This window comes from Salmonella sp. SAL-020 (assembly GCF_017372215.1).
Lineage (GTDB): Bacteria > Pseudomonadota > Gammaproteobacteria > Enterobacterales > Enterobacteriaceae > Salmonella > Salmonella enterica.
The window spans coordinates 3,459,423-3,479,651 of sequence record NZ_CP071690.1 but is presented as its reverse complement, the minus strand read 5'-3'; the positions used below and the strand labels follow the sequence as shown (position 1 = coordinate 3,479,651).

Here is a 20,229-nt window from a genome sequence, read left to right as displayed (position 1 = left end):
GACTGTTTTTCTGACGCAGGAGTGATAATGAAATTTGAGTTAGATACCACCGATGGTCGCGCGCGTCGCGGTCGTCTGGTGTTTGATCGTGGCATAGTGGAAACGCCTGCTTTTATGCCTGTGGGTACTTACGGTACCGTGAAAGGCATGACGCCGGAAGAAGTGGAAGCGACCGGCGCGCAGATTATTCTCGGCAACACTTTCCACCTGTGGCTGCGCCCGGGTCAGGAGATCATGAAGCTGCATGGCGATCTGCACGATTTTATGCAGTGGAAAGGGCCGATTCTCACCGATTCCGGCGGCTTCCAGGTCTTCAGCCTCGGCGATATTCGTAAGATTACCGAGCAAGGCGTGCACTTCCGTAACCCGATCAACGGTGATCCGATTTTCCTCGATCCGGAAAAGTCGATGGAGATCCAGTACGATCTCGGTTCCGATATCGTGATGATCTTTGATGAATGTACGCCGTACCCGGCAGACTGGGACTATGCGAAACGCTCGATGGAGATGTCGTTGCGTTGGGCGAAGCGTAGCCGCGACCGTTTTGATAGCCTTGGCAATAAGAATGCGCTTTTTGGCATCATTCAGGGCAGCGTTTACGAAGATTTACGCGATATCTCGGTGAAAGGTCTGGTAGAGATTGGCTTTGATGGCTACGCTGTCGGCGGTTTGGCTGTCGGTGAGCCGAAAGCAGATATGCACCGCATTCTGGAGCACGTTTGCCCGCAGATCCCGGCTGACAAACCGCGTTACCTGATGGGCGTGGGTAAACCGGAAGATCTGGTGGAAGGAGTGCGTCGCGGTATTGATATGTTTGACTGTGTCATGCCAACGCGAAATGCCCGTAATGGTCATCTGTTTGTGACCGACGGCGTGGTGAAGATTCGTAATGCAAAGCATAAAAGCGACACCAGCCCGCTTGACGCCGAGTGCGATTGCTACACCTGTCGCAATTATTCACGCGCTTACTTGCATCATCTCGACCGTTGCAACGAAATATTAGGTGCGCGTCTCAATACCATTCATAACTTGCGTTACTACCAGCGTTTGATGGCGGGTTTACGCAAGGCTATTGAAGAGGGTAAATTAGAGAGCTTCGTAACCGAGTTTTACCAACGTCAGGGGCGACCCGTTCCACCTTTGAACGTTGATTAATTTTAATAATGAGGGAATTTGAATGAGCTTTTTTATTTCTGATGCGGTAGCGGCAACAGGTGCTCCAGCGCAGGGCAGCCCGATGTCTCTGATTTTAATGCTGGTGGTGTTTGGTCTGATTTTCTATTTCATGATCCTGCGCCCGCAGCAGAAGCGCACCAAAGAGCACAAAAAGCTGATGGACTCCATTGCGAAAGGTGATGAAGTTCTGACGAATGGCGGTCTGGTCGGTCGAGTGACCAAAGTAGCGGAAGCCGGCTACATTGCCATCGCGCTGAATGACACCACGGAAGTGGTTATCAAACGTGACTTCGTAGCTGCCGTTCTGCCGAAAGGCACCATGAAGGCGCTGTAATATTTCGTTTTCCCAAAGGGAACTGCCGTGTTAAACCGTTATCCTTTGTGGAAGTACATCATGCTGGTCGTCGTGATTATCGTCGGCCTGCTTTACGCACTTCCCAACCTGTATGGTGAGGATCCGGCTGTTCAAATCACTGGCGTGCGCGGCGTCGCCGCCAGTGAGCAAACGCTGATCCAGGTCCAGAAAACGTTACAAGAAGAAAAAATTCCCGCTAAGTCTGTGGCACTGGAAGAGGGCGCTATTCTTGCGCGCTTCGACACCACCGATACCCAGCTACGCGCCCGTGAAGCGCTGATGAGCGTGCTGGGGGATAAATATGTCGTGGCGCTTAACCTTGCGCCGGCTACGCCGCGCTGGTTGGCGGCTATTCACGCCGATCCGATGAAGCTCGGTCTTGATCTGCGCGGCGGCGTTCACTTCCTGATGGAAGTGGATATGGATACCGCGTTAGGTAAACTCCAGGAACAAAATATCGATAGCCTGCGCAGCGATCTGCGTGAAAAAGGCATTCCTTATACCACCGTTCGTAAAGAAAATAATTATGGGTTGAGCATCACGTTCCGTGACAGCAAAGCGCGTGATGAGGCGATCGCCTATCTGACGCCGCGTCATCGTGACCTGGTGATTTCCAGCCAGAGCGGCAATCAACTTCGCGCGGTAATGACCGATGCGCGCCTGAGCGAAGCGCGTGAATACGCCGTTCAGCAGAACATTAATATTCTGCGTAACCGTGTTAACCAACTGGGCGTCGCGGAGCCTGTCGTACAACGCCAGGGCGCAGACCGTATTGTGGTTGAGCTGCCGGGTATCCAGGATACCGCTCGCGCGAAAGAAATTCTCGGCGCGACCGCGACGCTGGAATTCCGTCTGGTGAATACCAACGTTGACCAGGCCGCCGCTGCTGCCGGGCGCGTACCGGGTGATTCCGAAGTGAAACAGACCCGCGAAGGTCAGCCGGTGGTATTGTACAAACGCGTGATCCTCACCGGCGACCATATCACCGACTCGACGTCCAGCCAGGATGAATATAACCAACCGCAGGTTAACATCTCGCTGGATAGCGCAGGCGGCAATATCATGTCTAACTTCACTAAGGACAATATCGGCAAACCGATGGCGACCCTGTTTGTGGAGTATAAAGACAGCGGTAAGAAAGACGCTAACGGTCGCGCCGTACTGGTGAAACAGGAAGAAGTGATTAACATTGCCAACATCCAGTCCCGGCTGGGTAACAGCTTCCGTATTACTGGTATCAGCAACCCGAACGAAGCGCGTCAGCTCTCGTTGTTGTTGCGTGCGGGCGCCCTGATTGCGCCGATTCAGATCGTTGAAGAGCGCACCATTGGCCCGACTCTGGGTATGCAGAACATCAAGCAGGGCCTGGAAGCCTGTCTGGCCGGTCTGGTGGTCTCCATCCTGTTCATGATCTTCTTCTATAAGAAGTTTGGTCTGATTGCGACCAGCGCGTTAGTGGCTAACCTGGTGTTGATTGTCGGTATCATGTCGCTGTTGCCGGGGGCAACGCTCAGTATGCCGGGGATTGCGGGTATCGTGTTAACCCTTGCGGTGGCGGTCGACGCCAACGTTCTGATTAACGAACGTATCAAAGAAGAGTTGAGTAATGGCCGCACGGTACAGCAGGCGATAAACGAAGGCTATGCCGGCGCGTTCAGTTCCATCTTCGATGCGAACATCACGACGCTGATTAAAGTCATCATTCTGTATGCCGTTGGTACCGGGGCAATTAAAGGGTTCGCGATTACGACCGGTATCGGTGTGGCGACGTCGATGTTTACCGCGATTATCGGTACGCGTGCTATCGTAAACCTGCTATATGGCGGCAAGCGCGTCACTAAGCTGTCAATCTGAGGAGTGCGATGTGGCACAGGAATACACTGTTGAACAACTAAACCACGGCCGTAAAGTCTATGACTTTATGCGCTGGGACTTCTGGGCATTCGGCATCTCCGGGCTGTTGCTGATCGCGGCCATTGTCATTATGGGCGTACGCGGGTTTAACTGGGGGCTGGATTTCACCGGTGGTACGGTAATTGAAATCACGCTGGAAAAACCGGCTGAAATGGACGTGATGCGCGAAGCGCTGCAAAAAGCGGGCTATGAAGAGCCGCAGTTGCAGAACTTTGGCAGCAGTCACGACATTATGGTGCGTATGCCGCCAACCGAAGGTGAAACCGGCGGTCAGGTACTGGGTAGCAAAGTGGTGACGATCATTAATGAAGCCACCAACCAGAACGCGGCCGTGAAGCGTATTGAATTCGTGGGGCCAAGCGTGGGCGCCGATCTGGCGCAAACCGGCGCTATGGCGCTGCTGGTGGCGTTGATCTCTATCCTCGTTTATGTCGGTTTCCGCTTTGAGTGGCGACTGGCGGCAGGGGTGGTCATCGCGCTGGCGCACGACGTGATCATTACGCTGGGGATACTGTCGCTTTTCCATATCGAGATTGACCTGACCATTGTGGCATCGTTGATGTCGGTGATCGGTTACTCGCTGAACGACAGTATCGTGGTCTCCGACCGTATTCGTGAAAACTTCCGCAAAATCCGTCGCGGGACGCCTTACGAAATCTTTAACGTGTCGCTGACCCAGACGCTACACCGTACGTTGATTACCTCCGGTACGACGTTAGTGGTAATTCTGATGCTGTACCTCTTCGGCGGTCCGGTACTGGAAGGCTTCTCGCTGACGATGCTGATCGGTGTCTCTATTGGTACGGCATCTTCTATCTATGTCGCATCGGCGCTGGCGCTGAAACTCGGTATGAAGCGCGAGCATATGCTGCAGCAGAAAGTCGAAAAAGAAGGGGCGGATCAGCCGTCCATTCTGCCGTAAACACGTATTTAAGTGTTATCTGAATCCCGGTCATACGATCGGGATTTTTTTTATGTACCATGACGATAAACATTACTGACAGTATGCTGTCAGGAGCCCTGTCATACACTCCTCATGAATTAATCCACACACGCAGGAGGATGTATGAAAAACTTGATTAACTGGTTTGAAATTCCAGTTACTGATATGGCGCGTGCAATCGCCTTTTATGAGCAAGTGATGCAGATATCGTTACGTCGGGAAACCATGGATGGGGCGGACCTGGCCGTATTCCCGTATGCTGAACCCGGACCCGGCGGAGCGCTGATAAAGCAGGATGATGTCGCTCCAGTTGCGCAGGGAGTCGTTATTTATCTGCATACCGCCGATTTGTTAGCCTCGATTGAACGTGTCGTCCTTGCTGGTGGCAAGTGTGTTCTGGAACCCATGGTTCCCGGAGATGACATTGGAACCATCGCGTTGTTTATTGACAGCGAAGGTAACCGAATAGGTTTACATCAACCTGCGTGATATTTGCTAAATGTAGAGAGTCAATATGACCAGACGCGCTGACCGTTTGTTTCAGATCGTGCAAATTTTGCGGGGTAGACGACTGACGACGGCAGCGCTGTTGGCACAGCGGCTTGCGGTTTCTGAACGGACGATTTATCGCGATATTCGCGATCTGTCGTTATCCGGTGTGCCTGTCGAAGGTGAAGCGGGGAGCGGATACCGTTTAATGGCGGGTTTTGATCTGCCGCCCTTGATGCTTACCCATCGTGAATCGGAAGCACTGATGGTGGCTATACGGTTATTGAAAACCTGGGGCGGCGATTCGCTATCGCGCGAGCTTGAATCCGCCCAGGAAAAAGTGTTGGCTATTTTACCGGAAGAGAGCCGTCGTAAAGCGGAGCAGACACGGATTTACGCTCCGGATTTGGGTACATCTCCACATTCGCGCAGCGCGTTTGATCTTATCCATCAGGCCGTTTCGGCGCAGCAGGTGTTGGCGCTACATTATCGTGATGAAGCGGGGCATCTCTCTTCGCGGGATATACAACCTCTGGGATTGTTTTTCTGGGGAGAGCACTGGCTACTGGTTGCCTGGTGTGAGAGACGGGAAGACTATCGGTGTTTTCGCCTCGATCGCTGTTTACAAATTACTCCGCTTAACCGGCGATTTCGTGAAACAATCGACCGTTCTTTGCGTGATTTTTTGCGTAAAGTTGAGCACGAAAAAATGCCGTAAGATGTGATAGCGATAACTCCAACGCTTGTAAAACGGGTTGATTGGTCATCAGTTTGCCTGAAATAGCCTTCCTTACCTGGATATATAAGTTGCACAGAATCATTGCTAAAAGCCCGGCTTCGCGGGAAACTGCGCATAACCCTTTGTATTATTCAGGTACCTGTTGATTATGGCTATCATCCCCAAAAACTATGCGCGCCTGGAAAGCGGCTATCGTGAAAAAGCGCTGAAGCTGTTTCCGTGGGTATGCGGACGTTGTTCCCGTGAGTTTGTGTATTCAAATCTGCGTGAGCTGACGGTGCATCATATCGATCATGACCACACCAATAATCCGGAAGACGGCAGCAACTGGGAGCTATTGTGCCTCTACTGCCACGATCATGAGCATTCTAAATATACCGAAGCCGATCAGTACGGTTCGACGGTCATTGCCGGGGAAGATGCGCAAAAAGATGTCGGCGAGGCGACTTATAACCCGTTTGCCGATCTGAAAGCGATGATGAACAAAAAGAAATAAGCAGGCTGCTGACAAAGTTGTTGGTGCTGTTGAATGTTAGGTTACGCTTCGCTCCACCCAACGGAATCCGCAATATAAATGAACTATTGGTTTTCGTAGATCGGATGCAATCCGACATTTTTTCAGCCCCGGAGTTTGTCGCCAGCCCCAAACGTCCTGTAACGCATACATTGTCACTGGAATCCCGATCGCAAGGTTGGGATTTTTTTGTTTTTAAGTCCTGCCGATACTGGCGAGCAGAGTAGAATCAGCGGTAAGCCGGGGCAACCCGGTGAGGCGCAATGTTGCGGGGGCTTGATCCCCGGTGGCCTTGTCGCTGGAAAGAGAAAACCCCCGCACATTGTTCGGTATTCACCGGCAACATTACGGGGGCTAACTTGACCCTAGACAAGTTGAGGATAGCCGCGAACCGTTGCCATTGCAACAAAGGCGGCAATATGACGCTCACAGAGTTGAGCATTACTATCTGGCACGATCTGGCGGCACCAACGCTGGTCGGGATTGCGACAGGTCTGTTTTTAGGCTGGTGGCATCGCCGGAAGTAATGTGAAGTGGGCGCGACTCGCCGCCGCATGGCAGCATGCGCCCGAAACGGGCCAGAAGACGACCTCTGGCCTTTTTTGCAGGTTTAGAAGTTGTAACCCACGACCAGGTAGCCGCCCCAGCCGGTAGATTTCGCGCTGAAATCGCCGTCGCCCCAGTTCAGTTTTGCGCCATTCTGCCACTGTCCGCCGTTATGGAAGTAACGCGCAACGACCGAGTAGTGCCAGTGATCGTAGTTCAGCGCCAGGATATGGCTGGAAGCGATGGAGTTGCTGGTACGGTTCGGATCGTCGCCTAAATCAGATCCCCAGTCAAAGTTGGTAAAGCCGATATAGCTCAGTTTACCGCCCCACAGATCGGTGATGGGGACGAAGTATTTCACTTTGAAACGGTAGCCGTCCCATTCGTTTTCATTGGACGCGCCGTAGTTTTGCCACTGATATTTCGCATACACGTTCAGCGACAGACCCATCGGCAGGCCTGTGTCGATATCGGTCCCCAGACCCATATACCATGTGCTCTGGCGGCTGGCTTTGTTATCGCCCATATCGTAGATGTAGTTGTTGGCGAAATACCACTCTTTAAACGGGCCGAAGCTCAGGTCTGCGCCGGTCAGCTTATCAATCGAGAAACGCGGTTCGATTTCCATGAACAGCGGAGAACCGTCGGACCAGATACCTTTATCGTTGCCGTTACCCCAATCAAAGGTTTTGGGAATATCGATATAGCCGTAGAAATCAAACCAGTCTTTTTTGGCAAATGCTTCATATTCCAGATAGACGTCGTTGTTCAATTTCGGCGAGAAACGGGTATGGTAGCTGCCTACCACGTTTACGCTCTGGTGCCACCAGTCGGACAAATACTGCGGCTGATCATTTTCTGCTGCGTTAGCAGTAAAAGATGAGGTGAGCGCCAGCGCTGCGCTGACTGCGAGTAAAGTTTTTTTCATATGTATGCCACTGTTTGAAATCCCTTGCGGGAGTGAAAAGAACGCAATTTGCGTTTCTAAATATTTCGTGTTTCTGCGGAGCCTATTATAAAAATCATTGCTCACAAAAATATGTCTTGTTTCACATATCTATCATTTACGTAATCGATTGCGTTCACGTTTGCGCATTTTAGACGCGGCGACAGTACTATCTTTCATGAATATTACCAATCCATGTCATAAATGACGGAAATGTCAGTAGGGCAACAAAAGTCGCGCGGGGGATGTTGCGGAACGCACAAAACGCTCCGCCAGAACGTTTATTGATTAACAGGCTGAATATCATGGATGCGAATGAAGCCTAACTGCGCCGGTGTGATCCCCTTCAACGGTAACGAAATATTGACATCACTGGGCGCCAGCAAGCTGGCAGGGGCATTTACCAGAAGGCTCTGTGCATTCACCTCCTGATAGTTCTCCGTAGTGCCCTGAAGTTGCCCGTACTCTACGGTAGCGCTGAATGCCGGCAGCGGATCGCGGGACTCGCCCTGAATGTGTAACGTTGCGTGAGCGCCGTCTGCGACAGGCGTAATTTCCAGCAATGTCATACGTAGCGTACCGATCTGGCTCTCCAGCCGGGCAGGCGTATTGGCGCCAGGCAACAAATAGACGCCGCGGGTTGACTCCGCATTCAGCTTATTTTGTTGGGTAATTTTTACCGTTTCCTGATTCAGTTGGGTCATCTCTTTATTCAGGGTGCTAATGCTTTGATGCATCTGGCGAACTTCGCTCTGCGGCGCGCAGGCGGTCAGGCTCAAGAGACTTCCCACCAGGAGAATTCTTAGGTAACGTCTTGTCATGTCGATGATTTCCTTCGTGGTCCGATAGCGTAATGGTAGTGCGCTATACGCACAAAGGCACCGATCCTTTATCTCAAAAGCGCTCCGCCTTTGTTGTCGCGCCAGTTCAGGGTAAAATAGTGTTTTCTAAATCATCTGGTCAGGACGCCGTATGCATTGCCCATTTTGTTTCGCCGTAGATACCAAAGTCATTGACTCTCGTCTTGTAGGCGAGGGCTCGTCCGTGCGCCGCCGTCGGCAGTGTCTGGTGTGTAATGAACGCTTTACGACCTTTGAAGTGGCTGAACTGGTCATGCCGCGCGTGATAAAAAGCAACGATGTGCGCGAACCCTTTAATGAGGATAAGCTGCGTAGCGGCATGTTGAGAGCGCTGGAAAAAAGACCCGTCAGCGCAGATGATGTTGAAATGGCATTGAACCATATTAAGTCACAATTACGTGCCACTGGGGAGCGTGAAGTTCCCAGCAAGATGATTGGCAACCTGGTCATGGAGCAGCTGAAAAAACTCGATAAAGTCGCGTATATTCGCTTTGCCTCCGTCTATCGCAGTTTCGAAGATATCAAAGACTTTGGCGAAGAAATCGCTCGCCTACAGGACTAAGCCATGCAGGATGAGTTTTACATGGCGCGAGCGCTCAAACTGGCGCAGCGTGGACGTTTCACCACTCACCCGAACCCTAATGTCGGCTGTGTCATTGTTAACAATGGCGACATCGTCGGCGAAGGTTATCACCAGCGCGCCGGAGAGCCGCACGCCGAGGTCCATGCGCTGCGGATGGCGGGCGCAAAAGCCAAAGGCGCAACCGCCTATGTCACGCTTGAACCCTGTAGCCATCATGGGCGAACGCCGCCATGTTGCGATGCGCTGATTGCGGCTGGCGTCGCGCGCGTGGTCGCCGCGATGCAGGACCCGAACCCACAGGTCGCCGGGCGCGGACTGTATCGCCTGCAACAGGCGGGTATTGCGGTCAGCCACGGGTTAATGATGAGTGAAGCGGAGGCGCTCAATAAAGGCTTCCTCAAACGGATGCGTACCGGATTCCCTTATCTTCAGCTTAAACTGGGCGCCTCCGTCGACGGACGGACGGCGATGGCCAGCGGCGAAAGCCAGTGGATCACCTCGCCGCAGGCCCGGCGCGACGTTCAGCGCTTGCGTGCGCAAAGTCACGCTATCTTAACCAGTAGCGCGACGGTATTGGCTGACGATCCGGCCTTGACGGTGCGTTGGGCGGAGTTAGACGCCTCTACGCAGGCGTCTTACCCGCAGGAAAATCTGCGCCAGCCGGTGCGAATTGTTATCGACAGCCAAAACCGGGTAACGCCTGCGCATCGTATTGTGCAGCAGCCTGGCGAAACGTGGATTGCGCGTACCCAGGAAGATAGCCGCGCGTGGCCCGATTCGGTTCGTACTATCAGCGTGCCGGCGCACAACGGACATTTGGATCTGGTTGTGCTGATGATGCAGTTAGGCAGGCAGCAGATTAATAGCATATGGGTTGAAGCCGGACCGGGACTGGCGGGCGCGTTGCTGCAAGCCGGGCTGGTGGATGAACTGATTGTCTATGTCGCGCCTAAATTGTTGGGAACCCAGGCGCGGGGATTATGCGAATTGCCGGGGCTTGAGAAGCTCGCCGACGCGCCGCAATTTACCTTCAGCGAAATACGTCATGTCGGCCCGGATGTTTGCCTGCATATGGTGAGCGCATGAGTTCTCCCGTCGAAAGGGGAGCAGCGCTCAAATTATTATGATAAAATCCGCCCCCCTGCGGGGCCAAATGAACCCTGGAAGAGAGAATATGAACATTATTAAAGCTAACGTTGCAGCCCCTGACGCTCGTGTCGCCATCACTATTGCGCGTTTCAATCAGTTTATCAACGACAGCCTGCTGGATGGCGCGGTTGATGCCCTGACGCGTATTGGTCAGGTAAAAGATGATAATATTACCGTAGTGTGGGTGCCTGGCGCCTATGAACTGCCGCTGGCGACCGAAGCGCTGGCGAAAAGCGGTAAATACGACGCCGTGGTTGCGCTGGGAACCGTGATTCGCGGGGGGACTGCGCACTTTGAATATGTGGCAGGCGGCGCCAGCAATGGCCTGGCAAGCGTTGCCCAGGACAGCGGCGTGCCGGTAGCCTTTGGTGTTCTGACCACCGAGAGTATTGAACAAGCCATCGAACGTGCTGGTACAAAAGCCGGTAATAAAGGCGCAGAAGCTGCGCTGACCGCGCTTGAAATGATTAATGTATTGAAAGCCATTAAGGCCTGATTTTTTGTAAGGGGAATTCCGTGAAACCTGCTGCTCGTCGCCGCGCCCGTGAGTGTGCCGTCCAGGCGCTTTACTCCTGGCAGTTGTCCCAGAACGACATCGCTGATGTTGAATACCAGTTCCTGGCGGAACAGGACGTAAAAGACGTCGACGTTCTCTATTTCCGTGAACTGCTATCCGGGGTGGCGACTAACAGCGCGTACCTGGATGGTTTAATGAAACCGTATCTGTCCCGCCTGCTTGAAGAGCTGGGACAGGTTGAAAAAGCCGTGCTGCGTATTGCGTTGTTTGAGCTGTCAAAACGCAGCGATGTGCCTTATAAAGTGGCCATCAACGAAGCGATTGAACTGGCGAAAACCTTTGGCGCTGAAGACAGCCACAAATTCGTCAACGGCGTACTGGATAAAGCAGCTCCGGTGATTCGTCCCAACAAAAAGTGATTCACAGGCCGGAAAGATAGCGGGCGATCGATACCCGCCGTCTCCGGCCTTTTCTTTTTTTCTGCTGAGGCATAACGTATGGCATGTGGCGAGTTTTCCCTGATTGCCCGTTATTTTGACCGTGTAAAAAGCTCTCGTCTTGATGTTGAAACCGGTATTGGCGACGATTGCGCGCTCCTGAATATTCCTGAAAAACAGACCCTGGCGATCAGTACCGATACGCTGGTGGCGGGCATCCATTTCTTACCCGATATCGATCCTGCCGATCTGGCGTATAAAGCGCTGGCGGTGAATTTAAGCGATCTGGCGGCGATGGGCGCCGATCCGGCATGGTTAACGCTGGCGCTCACGCTTCCTGACGTCGATGAGGCGTGGCTTGCCGCGTTCAGCGACAGCCTGTTTGAACAACTGGATTACTACGACATGCAGCTCATTGGCGGCGATACCACGCGCGGCCCGCTGTCGATGACGCTAGGTATTCATGGCCTTGTGCCAGTCGGTCGGGCGTTGAAACGTTCTGGCGCAAAACCGGGCGACTGGATTTATGTTACTGGCACGTTGGGCGATAGCGCTGCCGGGCTGGCGATTCTACGGGGTGATTTTCGCGTGGGAAGCTGGGGGGATGCCGACTATCTGGTCAAACGCCATCTGCGCCCGACGCCGCGTATTTTACAAGGGCAGGCGCTACGCGATCTCGCCAGTTCAGCGATCGATCTTTCCGACGGTTTGATCTCCGATCTTGGTCACATTCTGCAAGCCAGCAACTGCGGCGCGCGAATCGATTTGGAGGCGCTGCCTGACTCCGAAGAACTGTGGGGACATGCCAATGATCCCGAACAAAAGCTTCGCTGGATGTTATCCGGCGGCGAAGATTATGAACTGTGCTTTACCGTCCCGGAGCTGAACCGTGGCGCGCTGGATGTCGCGCTTGGTCATCTGGGCGTGCCGTTTACCTGTATCGGGCAAATGACGGCGGATATCGAAGGGATCGCCTTTGTGCGTGACGGAGAACCTGTCACTTTTGACTGGAAAGGATATGACCATTTTGCCACGCCATAAAGATGTTGCGAAAAGTCGCCTGAATTTGCGCAATCCGTGGCACCTGCTCGCTACCGGCTTTGGCAGCGGGCTGAGCCCCGTGGTGCCGGGCACGATGGGCTCGCTGGCGGCGATCCCCTTCTGGTATTTGATGACGTTTCTGCCGTGGCAGCTTTATTCGCTGGTCGTGATGTTTGGGATCTGCATTGGCGTTTATCTTTGCCATCAGACGGCGAAAGATATGGGCGTACACGACCACGGCAGTATTGTCTGGGATGAATTTATCGGTATGTGGATAACGCTGATGGCGTTGCCGACGACGGACTGGCAGTGGGTGGCTGCCGGGTTCGTTATTTTCCGCATTCTGGATATGTGGAAACCCTGGCCGATCCGTTGGTTTGATCGCAACGTGCACGGCGGCATGGGAATTATGATCGATGATATCGTCGCCGGCGTGATATCCGCCGGCATACTGTATTTTATCGGTCATCACTGGCCGCTCGGTATTATTTAAAGGGTTTGCCGGATGGCGGCGTAAACGCCTTATCCGGCCTATCCCCGAACAATATGTCGATTTCGCAGGCCCGATAAGCGCCGCGCCATCGGGCAATGGCAGATTATTTAAATCCCACCACCGGATGCTGTTTGTACGGCGTTTCGAGTTCAGCAATCTGCTCCGGTTTGAGCGTTAAATCAACGGCATTCAGCAACTCATCTAACTGCTCTTCACGCGAAGCGCCGATAATCGGCGCGGCGACGCCTCGTTTACTGAGTAGCCAGGCCAGCGCGACCTGCGCTCGCGTTGCGCCAAGCGCCTTGCTGACGCCAGCCAGCCGTTCCGCTATTTGCGCATCATTTTTATCGCTTTCAGCGTATAAATTTTTGCCCACGTCATCCGAGACCAGCCGGGCCGTGGTTTCTCCCCAGGGGCGAGTTAAGCGCCCGCGCGCCAGCGGACTCCACGGAATCACGGCGACGCCTTCCTGCCAGCACAGCGGTAGCATCTCACGCTCTTCCTCGCGGTAGATCAGGTTATAGTGATCCTGCATGGTGACAAACGGCGCCCAGCCGTGTTGTTTTTGTAGCGCCAGCGCTTGGGCAAATTGTGAGGCGTGCATTGAGGAAGCGCCGATATAGCGGGCTTTACCCGCCTTCACCACGTCGTTTAGCGCTTCCAGAGTCTCTTCTATCGGCGTGGTGTAATCCCAGCGGTGGATTTGCAGGATATCGACATACTCCATTCCCAGACGGGTGAGGCTATCGTCAATAGAGCGCAGGATTTGCGCGCGGGACAATCCTTCCGGCAGATCGCCGACGCGATGGAAGACTTTCGTCGCTACCACCACCTCGTCGCGCCGGGCGAAATCACGCAGCGCGCGGCCGACAATCTCTTCGCTGCTGCCGTCGGAGTAGCTGTTGGCGGTATCAAAAAAGTTAATGCCGCCCTCAAGGGCGCGCTTGATGATGGGACGGCTGCTCTCTTCGGGAAGCGTCCAGGCGTGATTGCCGCGACTCGGCTCGCCGAATGTCATACAGCCCAGACAAAGGCGGGACACCCGAAGATCGGTATTTCCTAACGTGTTGTATTGCATGACTCCGCTCCTGTTATACCCGTCACTCTTCAAGCATAGCAGGAGCAAAGAGGAGATTATGCCAGCCAGGCCTTGATTTTGGCTTCAATGCCTGCGGCGTCAAGCCCCAGTTCCGCGCGGGCTTCTTCCTGCGTTCCTTGCGGGATAAAGAAATCCGGAAGACCGATATTCAGCACAGGTACAGGTTTACGATGGGCCATTAGCACTTCGTTTACGCCGCTGCCAGCGCCGCCCATAATGGCGTTCTCTTCCAGCGTCACCAGCGCGTCATGCTGCGCGGCCATCTCCAGAATTAGCGTGTCGTCCAGCGGCTTAACAAAGCGCATGTCGACCAGCGTGGCGTTCAGCGCTTCGGCGACTTTCGCCGCCTCAGGCATTAAGGTGCCAAAGTTCAGAATCGCCAGTTTTTCGCCATGACGCTTCACAAGGCCTTTACCAATAGGCAGTTTTTCCAGCGGGGTTAGCGCCACGCCCTGCGCATTACCGCGTGGATAACGTACTGCCGTCGGGCCGTCGTTATAGTGATACCCGGTAAATAACATCTGGCGACATTCGTTTTCGTCGCTTGGCGTCATGATCACCATATCCGGGATGCAGCGCAGATAGGAGAGATCGAACGCGCCCTGGTGTGTTTGCCCATCCGCGCCAACGATACCGGCGCGATCGATGGCGAACATGACCGGCAGTTTCTGGATAGCGACGTCATGGATGACCTGATCGTAGGCGCGTTGCAGGAAAGTAGAGTAGATCGCCACGACGGGCTTATAGCCGCCAATCGCCAGACCTGCGGCGAAGGTGACGGCATGCTGCTCGGCGATGGCGACGTCAAAATAGCGATCCGGGAATTTACGTGAAAATTCCACCATGCCGGAACCTTCGCGCATTGCCGGGGTGATCGCCATCAGCTTGCTGTCTTTGGCGGCAGTTTCACACAGCCAGTCACCGAAGATTTTTGAATAGCCTGGCAGACCGCCGCTGCTTTTCGGCAAACATCCGCTGGAAGGATCAAATTTAGGCACCGCATGGAAAGTGATCGGATCTTTTTCCGCGGGCTCATAGCCGCGGCCTTTCTTGGTCATGATATGCAGGAACTGCGGGCCTTTCAGGTCGCGCATGTTCTTCAATGTGCTGATAAGCCCCATGACATCGTGACCATCGACCGGCCCGATGTAGTTAAAGCCCAGCTCTTCGAACAGTGTGCCCGGCACAACCATGCCTTTAATATGTTCTTCGGTACGCTTGAGCAGTTCTTTAATTGGCGGTACGCCGGAGAAGACCTTTTTTCCGCCTTCGCGCAGAGAAGAGTAAAGTTTACCGGAAAGTAGCTGCGCCAGATGGTTGTTGAGCGCGCCGACGTTTTCCGAAATCGACATTTCATTGTCGTTCAGAATGACCAGCATGTCGGGTCGGATATCGCCTGCGTGATTCATTGCTTCAAACGCCATACCGGCGGTGATGGCGCCGTCGCCAATCACACAGACGGTGCGGCGATCTTTGCCTTCTTTCTCCGCCGCCACGGCAATACCGATACCGGCGCTGATGGAGGTGGAGGAATGCCCAACGCTCAGCACATCGTATTCGCTTTCTCCGCGCCACGGGAACGGATGCAGACCGCCTTTCTGGCGAATGGTGCCGATTTTGTCGCGACGACCGGTAAGGATTTTATGTGGATAAGCCTGGTGACCAACATCCCAGATTAGCTGGTCAAACGGGGTGTTGTAGACATAATGCAGCGCCACGGTAAGTTCTACCGTGCCCAGCCCGGAAGCGAAGTGCCCGCTGGAACGGCTTACGCTGTCGAGTAAGTAGCGGCGTAGCTCGTCGCAGAGTTTCGGCAGACTCTCTTTCGGTAACAGTCGTAACTCCTGGGTGGAGTCGACCAATGCCAGGGTAGGGTATTTGGCTATATCAAAACTCATCGCAAGCTCATTGGATATGGGGTTTATTTATCACGCTGGATTATGTAGTTCGCTAGCGCTTCCAGTGCCGAGGTGTCCAGTGATTGCGCGGCCAGCTGATGTAACGACTGACGGGCGTCCTCTATCAGGTCCCGGGCTTTATTCCGGGCTTGCTCAAGACCCAGAAGTGCAGGGTAGGTACTTTTGCCAAGCTGCTGGTCTGCGCCCTGACGTTTACCTAACGTTGCAGTATCGCCCACCACATCCAGAATGTCATCCTGAACCTGGAAGGCAAGGCCGATACTCTCTGCATAGCGGTCAAGTATCGGCAGAGTATTCCGTCCTTTATCGCCCGCGCTCAACGCGCCAAGTCTAACGGCGGCGCGAATGAGCGCGCCGGTCTTATGGCGATGAATACGTTCCAGCGCGTCCAGAGTGATCCGCTGGCCTTCTGCCGCCAGATCCAATGCCTGACCGCCGCACATACCGGCGATGCCGCTGGCGTTCGCCAGTTCGGCGATCATCGCGATACGATCGCGATCGGTGACTTCCGGCATCGGCGCGTCGCTGAGAATGGCAAACGCCAGCGTTTGCAACGCGTCTCCCGCCAGGATTGCGTTGGCTTCGCCAAATTTAATATGGCAAGTCGGCAGGCCGCGACGCAAATCGTCATCGTCCATTGCTGGCAGGTCGTCATGGATCAGCGAATAGGCATGAATGCATTCGACCGCCGCAGCTGGCGCATCCAGCGTTGCCGTACTGACGCCAAACATTTGACCGGTGGCGTAAACCAGAAATGGCCGCAGGCGTTTACCGCCTAATAATGCGCCATACTGCATGGCTTCGACCACGGGAGTGTTCTGAAAGGGCAGTGGCGCGATAAAACGGCTCAGCGCCTGATTCGCTTGCGTTACGCAAGCCTGTAGCTGCTGCGTAAAGTCCATTTACTCATTATCCGCGATAAAAGGCTCAGGTGAAGCCTCTTCATTATCAGACAGCAAAATTTGCACGCGCTGTTCCGCCTGCTGCAGTTTTGCCTGCCCCTGACGCGCCAGTTGTACGCCGCGCTCGAATTCATTCAGCGCGTCTTCCAGCGGCAAATCGCCGCTTTCCAGGCGGGTAACAATATGTTCCAGCTCGCTCAGCGCAGTTTCAAAGCTGGCGGGCGCCTCATTTTTCTTCGGCATGATGACTGTTTGACTCTCTGTAATGGCAGCACAAGTCTATGGTAACGGACTCACACTGATAAGCAAATAACGCGCAATGGTAAGGGGAAATGCGCAAGATGTCCGTGATAGTGATATACTTCCGCGCCTGGATGCAGCCGTAGGTATGGGCTGCTATACTATTTCTCCACGACAAGCCTTAGATAGCTTGCTAAAGAACCATTGCCGCCATGAAGTTTATCATTAAATTGTTCCCGGAAATCACTATCAAAAGCCAATCTGTGCGTTTGCGCTTTATAAAAATTTTAACCGGGAACATCCGTAACGTTTTAAAGCACTACGATGAGACCCTCGCGGTTGTCCGTCACTGGGATAACATTGAAGTTCGCGCCAAAGATGAAAACCAGCGTCTGGCGATTCGCGACGCGCTGACCCGCATCCCGGGGATTCACCATATTCTTGAAGTCGAAGATGTGCCGTTCACCGATATGCACGACATTTTCGAGAAAGCGTTGGCGCAGTATCGCGAACAGCTTGAAGGCAAAACCTTCTGCGTGCGGGTAAAACGTCGCGGTAAGCATGAGTTTAGCTCCATTGAAGTGGAGCGCTATGTTGGCGGCGGATTAAATCAGCATATTGAATCGGCGCGCGTGAAGCTCACTAACCCGGATGTGACGGTGCATCTGGAAGTGGAAGATGATCGCCTGCTGCTGATCAAAGGGCGTTATGAAGGTATTGGCGGTTTCCCGATTGGCACCCAGGAAGATGTGCTGTCGCTGATCTCCGGCGGTTTTGACTCCGGCGTCTCCAGCTATATGCTGATGCGTCGCGGCTGTCGCGTACACTACTGCTTCTTTAACCTTGGCGGCGCGGCGCATGAAATCGGCGTTCGCCAGGTGGCGCATTACCTGTGGAACCGCTTTGGCAGCTCCCATCGCGTGCGTTTTGTGGCGATTAACTTCGAACCGGTGGTCGGCGAGATTCTGGAGAAAGTTGACGACGGCCAGATGGGCGTGGTGCTCAAACGTATGATGGTACGCGCGGCGTCGAAAGTGGCGGAACGTTACGGCGTACAGGCGCTGGTGACCGGCGAAGCGCTGGGCCAGGTATCCAGCCAGACGCTAACCAACTTGCGCTTGATCGATAACGTGTCTGACACGCTGATCCTGCGCCCGCTGATCTCTTACGATAAAGAGCACATTATCAACCTGGCGCGCCAGATTGGTACGGAAGATTTTGCCCGTACGATGCCGGAATACTGTGGCGTGATTTCAAAAAGTCCGACGGTGAAAGCCATTAAAGCGAAAATTGAAGCCGAAGAAGAAAATTTCGACTTCAGTATTCTCGATAAGGTGGTAGAAGAAGCGAACAACGTCGATATTCGTGAAATCGCCCAGCAGACCCAGCAGGAGGTGGTGGAAGTAGAAACCGTGAGCGGTTTCGGCCCGAACGACGTGATTCTGGATATCCGTTCTGTGGATGAGCAGGATGACAAGCCGCTGAAAGTGGAAGGTGTGGACGTCGTTTCGCTGCCGTTCTACAAGCTGAGCACTAAATTTGGCGACCTCGATCAGAGCAAAACCTGGCTGCTGTGGTGCGAACGCGGGGTAATGAGCCGCCTGCAGGCGCTCTATCTGCGCGAGCAGGGCTTTGAAAACGTGAAAGTGTATCGTCCGTAATTCCTTTGCCGGGTGGCGGCTATGTCCTACCCGGCCTACCGTTTTATTTCTGCCCCAACCGTTTTGCAATGCGCTCCAGCTTCATCATCAGCAGCAGCGTAATGGCCACCAGCACAATAGTCAGCGCCGCGCCGTCGGCAATATTTCCACGGTCGGTCAGGCTAAAGATAGCTACCGGCAGCGTCGTCCAGCCCGGCGGATAAATCATCATCGTCGCGCCCAACTCCCCCATGGAGAGCGATAAACTCAGCGCCAGCGCTGACACCATCCACGGCATCAATAACGGCAACGTCACGTGACGCAGACGATACCAGGGCGATGCCCCCAGACTCGACGCGACGTTTTCAATATCGGCGGAAATGCGCGCCAGTCCGGTCGACACGTTACTGAAGGTAAAGGCGGAAATCAGCACAAAGTGCGCTGTCAGCACAATCCATAGGGTGCCGTTCATTTGCAATGGCACCTGGCTGAAAGCAACCAGAATGCCCAGACCCACGGACACTGACGGAATCGCACTCGGCAGATAGAACACCATACTTAACCATTTCTGCGTTTTCACCCCATATTGACGCAGCGCCAGCGCCGCCCAAACGCCGCAAAGCAGCGCAAACAGGCTGGCGCAAAAGCCAATCGTGAGGCTGGCAAGTAGGGCATCCCATGCCGCACCGTGCAGAGCGTTAACAAAGTGGTTCAGCGTGAAGCCACTCGGCAGAATACCGTTCCACTGCTGGCTAAGGCTGGACATTAGAATCACCGCCAGCGGCAGGAAAAAGAACACGATAAACAGTACGCTAGCCACAACGCCCGCCGCTGCGCGTCCTTTAGGTGACCAAATTAGCATGGCTGGCTCCTTACGCCGGTACGCGATGCCGCCAGGCGATAGAGGGAGAACAGCCCCAGCGACAAGACAATGTTAATCAACGCAATCATGCAGGCGACCGTATAGTCGGACTCCAGAATCGCTTTGCTGTAAACCATCATCGGCAGGGTGTTAACCCCTTTCGCGCCAATAAACAGTACGATGCCAAACTCGTTAGTGGTCAACAGCAGGCACAGGCTGCCACCAGCCATCAGCGCCGGTAGCGCCGCCGGGAAAATCACCTGCCCAATCACCCGTAACGGGTGCGCCCCCAGAATGCTGGCTGCCTCTAGCTGGCTTTTATCAATTTGCCGCAGCGCGGCCATCAGTGGCCGCATCACCAGCGGAGTGAACACCGTGATCTCCGCCAGAATGACGCCCTGCATCGAGTAGAGAAAATCCACCGGCGGTAGCTCAAAGGCAAACAGGCTCATCAGCGTACCGTTGAGCAGACCCGCTGACCCATAAATAAAGGTGAACGCCACCGTAATCAGGAAGGTCGGCAGCGCAATAAAAGTATCGACGACCCGACCAATCAACTCGCTGCCGGGGAAAGGAATAAACACCAGAATCAGCGACATCACGCTGCCCAGCAGCAGGCAACCGGCGGTGGCGAAAAAGGCGATTTGCAACGTGTTCAGCAACGCGCCGACAAAGCGTTTCGAGTCGACCACCTGGCGGAAGGTCTCGAGCCCGATCTCGCCATTAGCACCGCGTAGCGCCTGTTCAACGATGAGCGACAGAGGCCAGAAAAACAGCGTCGCCAGCACCAGCAACGGGAGCAGCAGCCACAGCAGTGGGCGTAGGTTAAGCGCCGGTTTTTCCAGAGGTAAAATGAGTGACATGG

At 54.1% G+C, this 20,229-nt stretch carries 23 protein-coding genes; 15 read left to right on the top strand and 8 right to left on the bottom strand.

Annotation, left to right across the window (positions count from 1 at the left end; all coding sequences use genetic code 11):
• The first annotated feature begins 27 nt into the window (after positions 1–27).
• The 8 genes from tgt (at position 28) to J1G48_RS23590 (ending at position 6,657) form a co-directional block, all read left to right on the top strand.
• Positions 28–1,155 carry a tRNA guanosine(34) transglycosylase Tgt gene (tgt, locus tag J1G48_RS17050; protein WP_000667302.1) on the top strand — a complete coding sequence of 376 codons (1,128 nt, stop codon included), beginning with the start codon at positions 28–30 and terminating at the stop codon, positions 1,153–1,155.
• A gap of 22 nt (positions 1,156–1,177) precedes the next feature.
• A complete protein-coding gene (yajC, locus tag J1G48_RS17045; RefSeq protein WP_000007628.1) occupies positions 1,178–1,510 on the top strand; it encodes a preprotein translocase subunit YajC in 333 nt (110 codons plus the stop codon).
• A gap of 27 nt (positions 1,511–1,537) precedes the next feature.
• Positions 1,538–3,385, top strand: a complete 1,848-nt coding sequence (gene secD, locus J1G48_RS17040; protein ID WP_000934811.1) for a protein translocase subunit SecD — start codon at positions 1,538–1,540, stop codon at positions 3,383–3,385.
• Between the two features lie 10 nt (positions 3,386–3,395).
• Positions 3,396–4,367, top strand: coding sequence for a protein translocase subunit SecF (gene secF / locus J1G48_RS17035; RefSeq protein WP_000046629.1), 972 nt, complete (start codon positions 3,396–3,398; stop codon positions 4,365–4,367).
• Between the two features lie 144 nt (positions 4,368–4,511).
• Complete coding sequence (locus J1G48_RS17030) at positions 4,512–4,877, top strand: VOC family protein (protein WP_000793035.1); 366 nt, start codon at positions 4,512–4,514, stop codon at positions 4,875–4,877.
• 25 nt (positions 4,878–4,902) lie between these two features.
• On the top strand, positions 4,903–5,595 hold the full coding sequence (locus J1G48_RS17025; protein ID WP_000198318.1) for a YafY family protein: 693 nt from the start codon (positions 4,903–4,905) through the stop codon (positions 5,593–5,595).
• 169 nt (positions 5,596–5,764) lie between these two features.
• Positions 5,765–6,112, top strand: coding sequence for an HNH nuclease YajD (gene yajD, locus J1G48_RS17020; protein WP_000974818.1), 348 nt, complete (start codon positions 5,765–5,767; stop codon positions 6,110–6,112).
• A gap of 437 nt (positions 6,113–6,549) precedes the next feature.
• Positions 6,550–6,657, top strand: a complete 108-nt coding sequence (locus J1G48_RS23590; protein WP_000176312.1) for a type I toxin-antitoxin system toxin Ldr family protein — start codon at positions 6,550–6,552, stop codon at positions 6,655–6,657.
• 83 nt (positions 6,658–6,740) lie between these two features.
• Here J1G48_RS23590 and J1G48_RS17010 read toward each other — a convergent pair whose 3' ends face one another.
• The gene (locus J1G48_RS17010) at positions 6,741–7,604 is read right to left on the bottom strand and encodes a nucleoside-specific channel-forming protein Tsx (protein WP_000752021.1); all 864 of its coding nucleotides are present in this window, start codon (positions 7,602–7,604) and stop codon (positions 6,741–6,743) included.
• Between the two features lie 299 nt (positions 7,605–7,903).
• Positions 7,904–8,443 carry a DUF3251 domain-containing protein gene (locus J1G48_RS17005; RefSeq protein WP_000198484.1) on the bottom strand — a complete coding sequence of 180 codons (540 nt, stop codon included), beginning with the start codon at positions 8,441–8,443 and terminating at the stop codon, positions 7,904–7,906.
• 151 nt (positions 8,444–8,594) lie between these two features.
• Between J1G48_RS17005 and nrdR the strand changes: the two genes are divergently transcribed.
• The 6 genes from nrdR to pgpA all read left to right on the top strand — a co-directional run bounded on the left by nrdR (position 8,595) and on the right by pgpA (position 12,702).
• A complete protein-coding gene (nrdR, locus tag J1G48_RS17000) occupies positions 8,595–9,044 on the top strand; it encodes a transcriptional regulator NrdR (RefSeq protein ID WP_000543533.1) in 450 nt (149 codons plus the stop codon).
• 3 nt (positions 9,045–9,047) lie between these two features.
• On the top strand, positions 9,048–10,151 hold the full coding sequence (ribD, locus tag J1G48_RS16995; protein ID WP_001150229.1) for a bifunctional diaminohydroxyphosphoribosylaminopyrimidine deaminase/5-amino-6-(5-phosphoribosylamino)uracil reductase RibD: 1,104 nt from the start codon (positions 9,048–9,050) through the stop codon (positions 10,149–10,151).
• 88 nt (positions 10,152–10,239) lie between these two features.
• Positions 10,240–10,710: a 6,7-dimethyl-8-ribityllumazine synthase gene (ribE, locus tag J1G48_RS16990; RefSeq protein WP_001021372.1), complete on the top strand. Its 471-nt coding sequence runs from the start codon at positions 10,240–10,242 to the stop codon at positions 10,708–10,710.
• Between the two features lie 20 nt (positions 10,711–10,730).
• Positions 10,731–11,150, top strand: coding sequence for a transcription antitermination factor NusB (gene nusB / locus J1G48_RS16985; RefSeq protein WP_000801129.1), 420 nt, complete (start codon positions 10,731–10,733; stop codon positions 11,148–11,150).
• Positions 11,151–11,228: 78 nt separating this feature from the next.
• Complete coding sequence (gene thiL, locus J1G48_RS16980; RefSeq protein WP_000742083.1) at positions 11,229–12,209, top strand: thiamine-phosphate kinase; 981 nt, start codon at positions 11,229–11,231, stop codon at positions 12,207–12,209.
• Complete coding sequence (pgpA, locus tag J1G48_RS16975; protein ID WP_000154063.1) at positions 12,187–12,702, top strand: phosphatidylglycerophosphatase A; 516 nt, start codon at positions 12,187–12,189, stop codon at positions 12,700–12,702. Before thiL ends, pgpA begins: the two co-directional genes overlap by 23 nt.
• Before the next feature lie 103 nt (positions 12,703–12,805).
• On the opposite strand, the gene J1G48_RS16970 is transcribed toward pgpA, so the two are convergent.
• The 4 genes from J1G48_RS16970 to xseB are packed head-to-tail and all read right to left on the bottom strand — an operon-like array spanning position 12,806 to position 16,865.
• Positions 12,806–13,780, bottom strand: coding sequence for an aldo/keto reductase (locus J1G48_RS16970; RefSeq protein ID WP_001199872.1), 975 nt, complete (start codon positions 13,778–13,780; stop codon positions 12,806–12,808).
• Positions 13,781–13,836: 56 nt separating this feature from the next.
• Positions 13,837–15,699, bottom strand: a complete 1,863-nt coding sequence (gene dxs / locus J1G48_RS16965; RefSeq protein WP_000006777.1) for a 1-deoxy-D-xylulose-5-phosphate synthase — start codon at positions 15,697–15,699, stop codon at positions 13,837–13,839.
• A gap of 23 nt (positions 15,700–15,722) precedes the next feature.
• On the bottom strand, positions 15,723–16,622 hold the full coding sequence (ispA, locus tag J1G48_RS16960) for a (2E,6E)-farnesyl diphosphate synthase (protein WP_000348077.1): 900 nt from the start codon (positions 16,620–16,622) through the stop codon (positions 15,723–15,725).
• Positions 16,623–16,865 carry an exodeoxyribonuclease VII small subunit gene (gene xseB / locus J1G48_RS16955; protein ID WP_001124944.1) on the bottom strand — a complete coding sequence of 81 codons (243 nt, stop codon included), beginning with the start codon at positions 16,863–16,865 and terminating at the stop codon, positions 16,623–16,625.
• A 209-nt stretch (positions 16,866–17,074) separates the two neighbouring features.
• On the opposite strand from xseB, the gene thiI reads away from it, so the two are divergent.
• Positions 17,075–18,523, top strand: a complete 1,449-nt coding sequence (thiI, locus tag J1G48_RS16950; protein WP_000668652.1) for a tRNA uracil 4-sulfurtransferase ThiI — start codon at positions 17,075–17,077, stop codon at positions 18,521–18,523.
• A gap of 43 nt (positions 18,524–18,566) precedes the next feature.
• Here the strand turns inward: thiI and phnV are convergent, their stop codons facing one another.
• Complete coding sequence (gene phnV, locus J1G48_RS16945) at positions 18,567–19,364, bottom strand: 2-aminoethylphosphonate ABC transport system, membrane component PhnV (RefSeq protein WP_000909797.1); 798 nt, start codon at positions 19,362–19,364, stop codon at positions 18,567–18,569.
• A complete protein-coding gene (gene phnU / locus J1G48_RS16940) occupies positions 19,358–20,227 on the bottom strand; it encodes a 2-aminoethylphosphonate ABC transporter permease subunit (RefSeq protein ID WP_000052719.1) in 870 nt (289 codons plus the stop codon). The genes phnV and phnU overlap by 7 nt, the downstream gene beginning before the upstream one ends.
• Between the last annotated feature and the right edge of the window lie 2 nt (positions 20,228–20,229).

Bases quoted from the DNA above. Each gene is read 5' to 3' on its own strand.
- tgt (WP_000667302.1), top strand. From the start codon at position 28: ATGAAATTTGAGTTAGATACCACCGATGGTCGCGCGCGTCGCGGTCGT.
- yajC (WP_000007628.1), top strand. From the start codon at position 1,178: ATGAGCTTTTTTATTTCTGATGCGGTAGCGGCAACAGGTGCTCCAGCG.
- J1G48_RS17030 (WP_000793035.1), top strand. From the start codon at position 4,512: ATGAAAAACTTGATTAACTGGTTTGAAATTCCAGTTACTGATATGGCG.
- J1G48_RS17025 (WP_000198318.1), top strand. From the start codon at position 4,903: ATGACCAGACGCGCTGACCGTTTGTTTCAGATCGTGCAAATTTTGCGG.
- yajD (WP_000974818.1), top strand. From the start codon at position 5,765: ATGGCTATCATCCCCAAAAACTATGCGCGCCTGGAAAGCGGCTATCGT.
- J1G48_RS23590 (WP_000176312.1), top strand. From the start codon at position 6,550: ATGACGCTCACAGAGTTGAGCATTACTATCTGGCACGATCTGGCGGCA.
- J1G48_RS17010 (WP_000752021.1), bottom strand. From the start codon at position 7,604: ATGAAAAAAACTTTACTCGCAGTCAGCGCAGCGCTGGCGCTCACCTCA.
- J1G48_RS17005 (WP_000198484.1), bottom strand. From the start codon at position 8,443: ATGACAAGACGTTACCTAAGAATTCTCCTGGTGGGAAGTCTCTTGAGC.
- nrdR (WP_000543533.1), top strand. From the start codon at position 8,595: ATGCATTGCCCATTTTGTTTCGCCGTAGATACCAAAGTCATTGACTCT.
- ribD (WP_001150229.1), top strand. From the start codon at position 9,048: ATGCAGGATGAGTTTTACATGGCGCGAGCGCTCAAACTGGCGCAGCGT.
- ribE (WP_001021372.1), top strand. From the start codon at position 10,240: ATGAACATTATTAAAGCTAACGTTGCAGCCCCTGACGCTCGTGTCGCC.
- thiL (WP_000742083.1), top strand. From the start codon at position 11,229: ATGGCATGTGGCGAGTTTTCCCTGATTGCCCGTTATTTTGACCGTGTA.
- pgpA (WP_000154063.1), top strand. From the start codon at position 12,187: ATGACCATTTTGCCACGCCATAAAGATGTTGCGAAAAGTCGCCTGAAT.
- J1G48_RS16970 (WP_001199872.1), bottom strand. From the start codon at position 13,780: ATGCAATACAACACGTTAGGAAATACCGATCTTCGGGTGTCCCGCCTT.
- dxs (WP_000006777.1), bottom strand. From the start codon at position 15,699: ATGAGTTTTGATATAGCCAAATACCCTACCCTGGCATTGGTCGACTCC.
- ispA (WP_000348077.1), bottom strand. From the start codon at position 16,622: ATGGACTTTACGCAGCAGCTACAGGCTTGCGTAACGCAAGCGAATCAG.
- xseB (WP_001124944.1), bottom strand. From the start codon at position 16,865: ATGCCGAAGAAAAATGAGGCGCCCGCCAGCTTTGAAACTGCGCTGAGC.
- thiI (WP_000668652.1), top strand. From the start codon at position 17,075: ATGAAGTTTATCATTAAATTGTTCCCGGAAATCACTATCAAAAGCCAA.
- phnV (WP_000909797.1), bottom strand. From the start codon at position 19,364: ATGCTAATTTGGTCACCTAAAGGACGCGCAGCGGCGGGCGTTGTGGCT.
- phnU (WP_000052719.1), bottom strand. From the start codon at position 20,227: ATGTCACTCATTTTACCTCTGGAAAAACCGGCGCTTAACCTACGCCCA.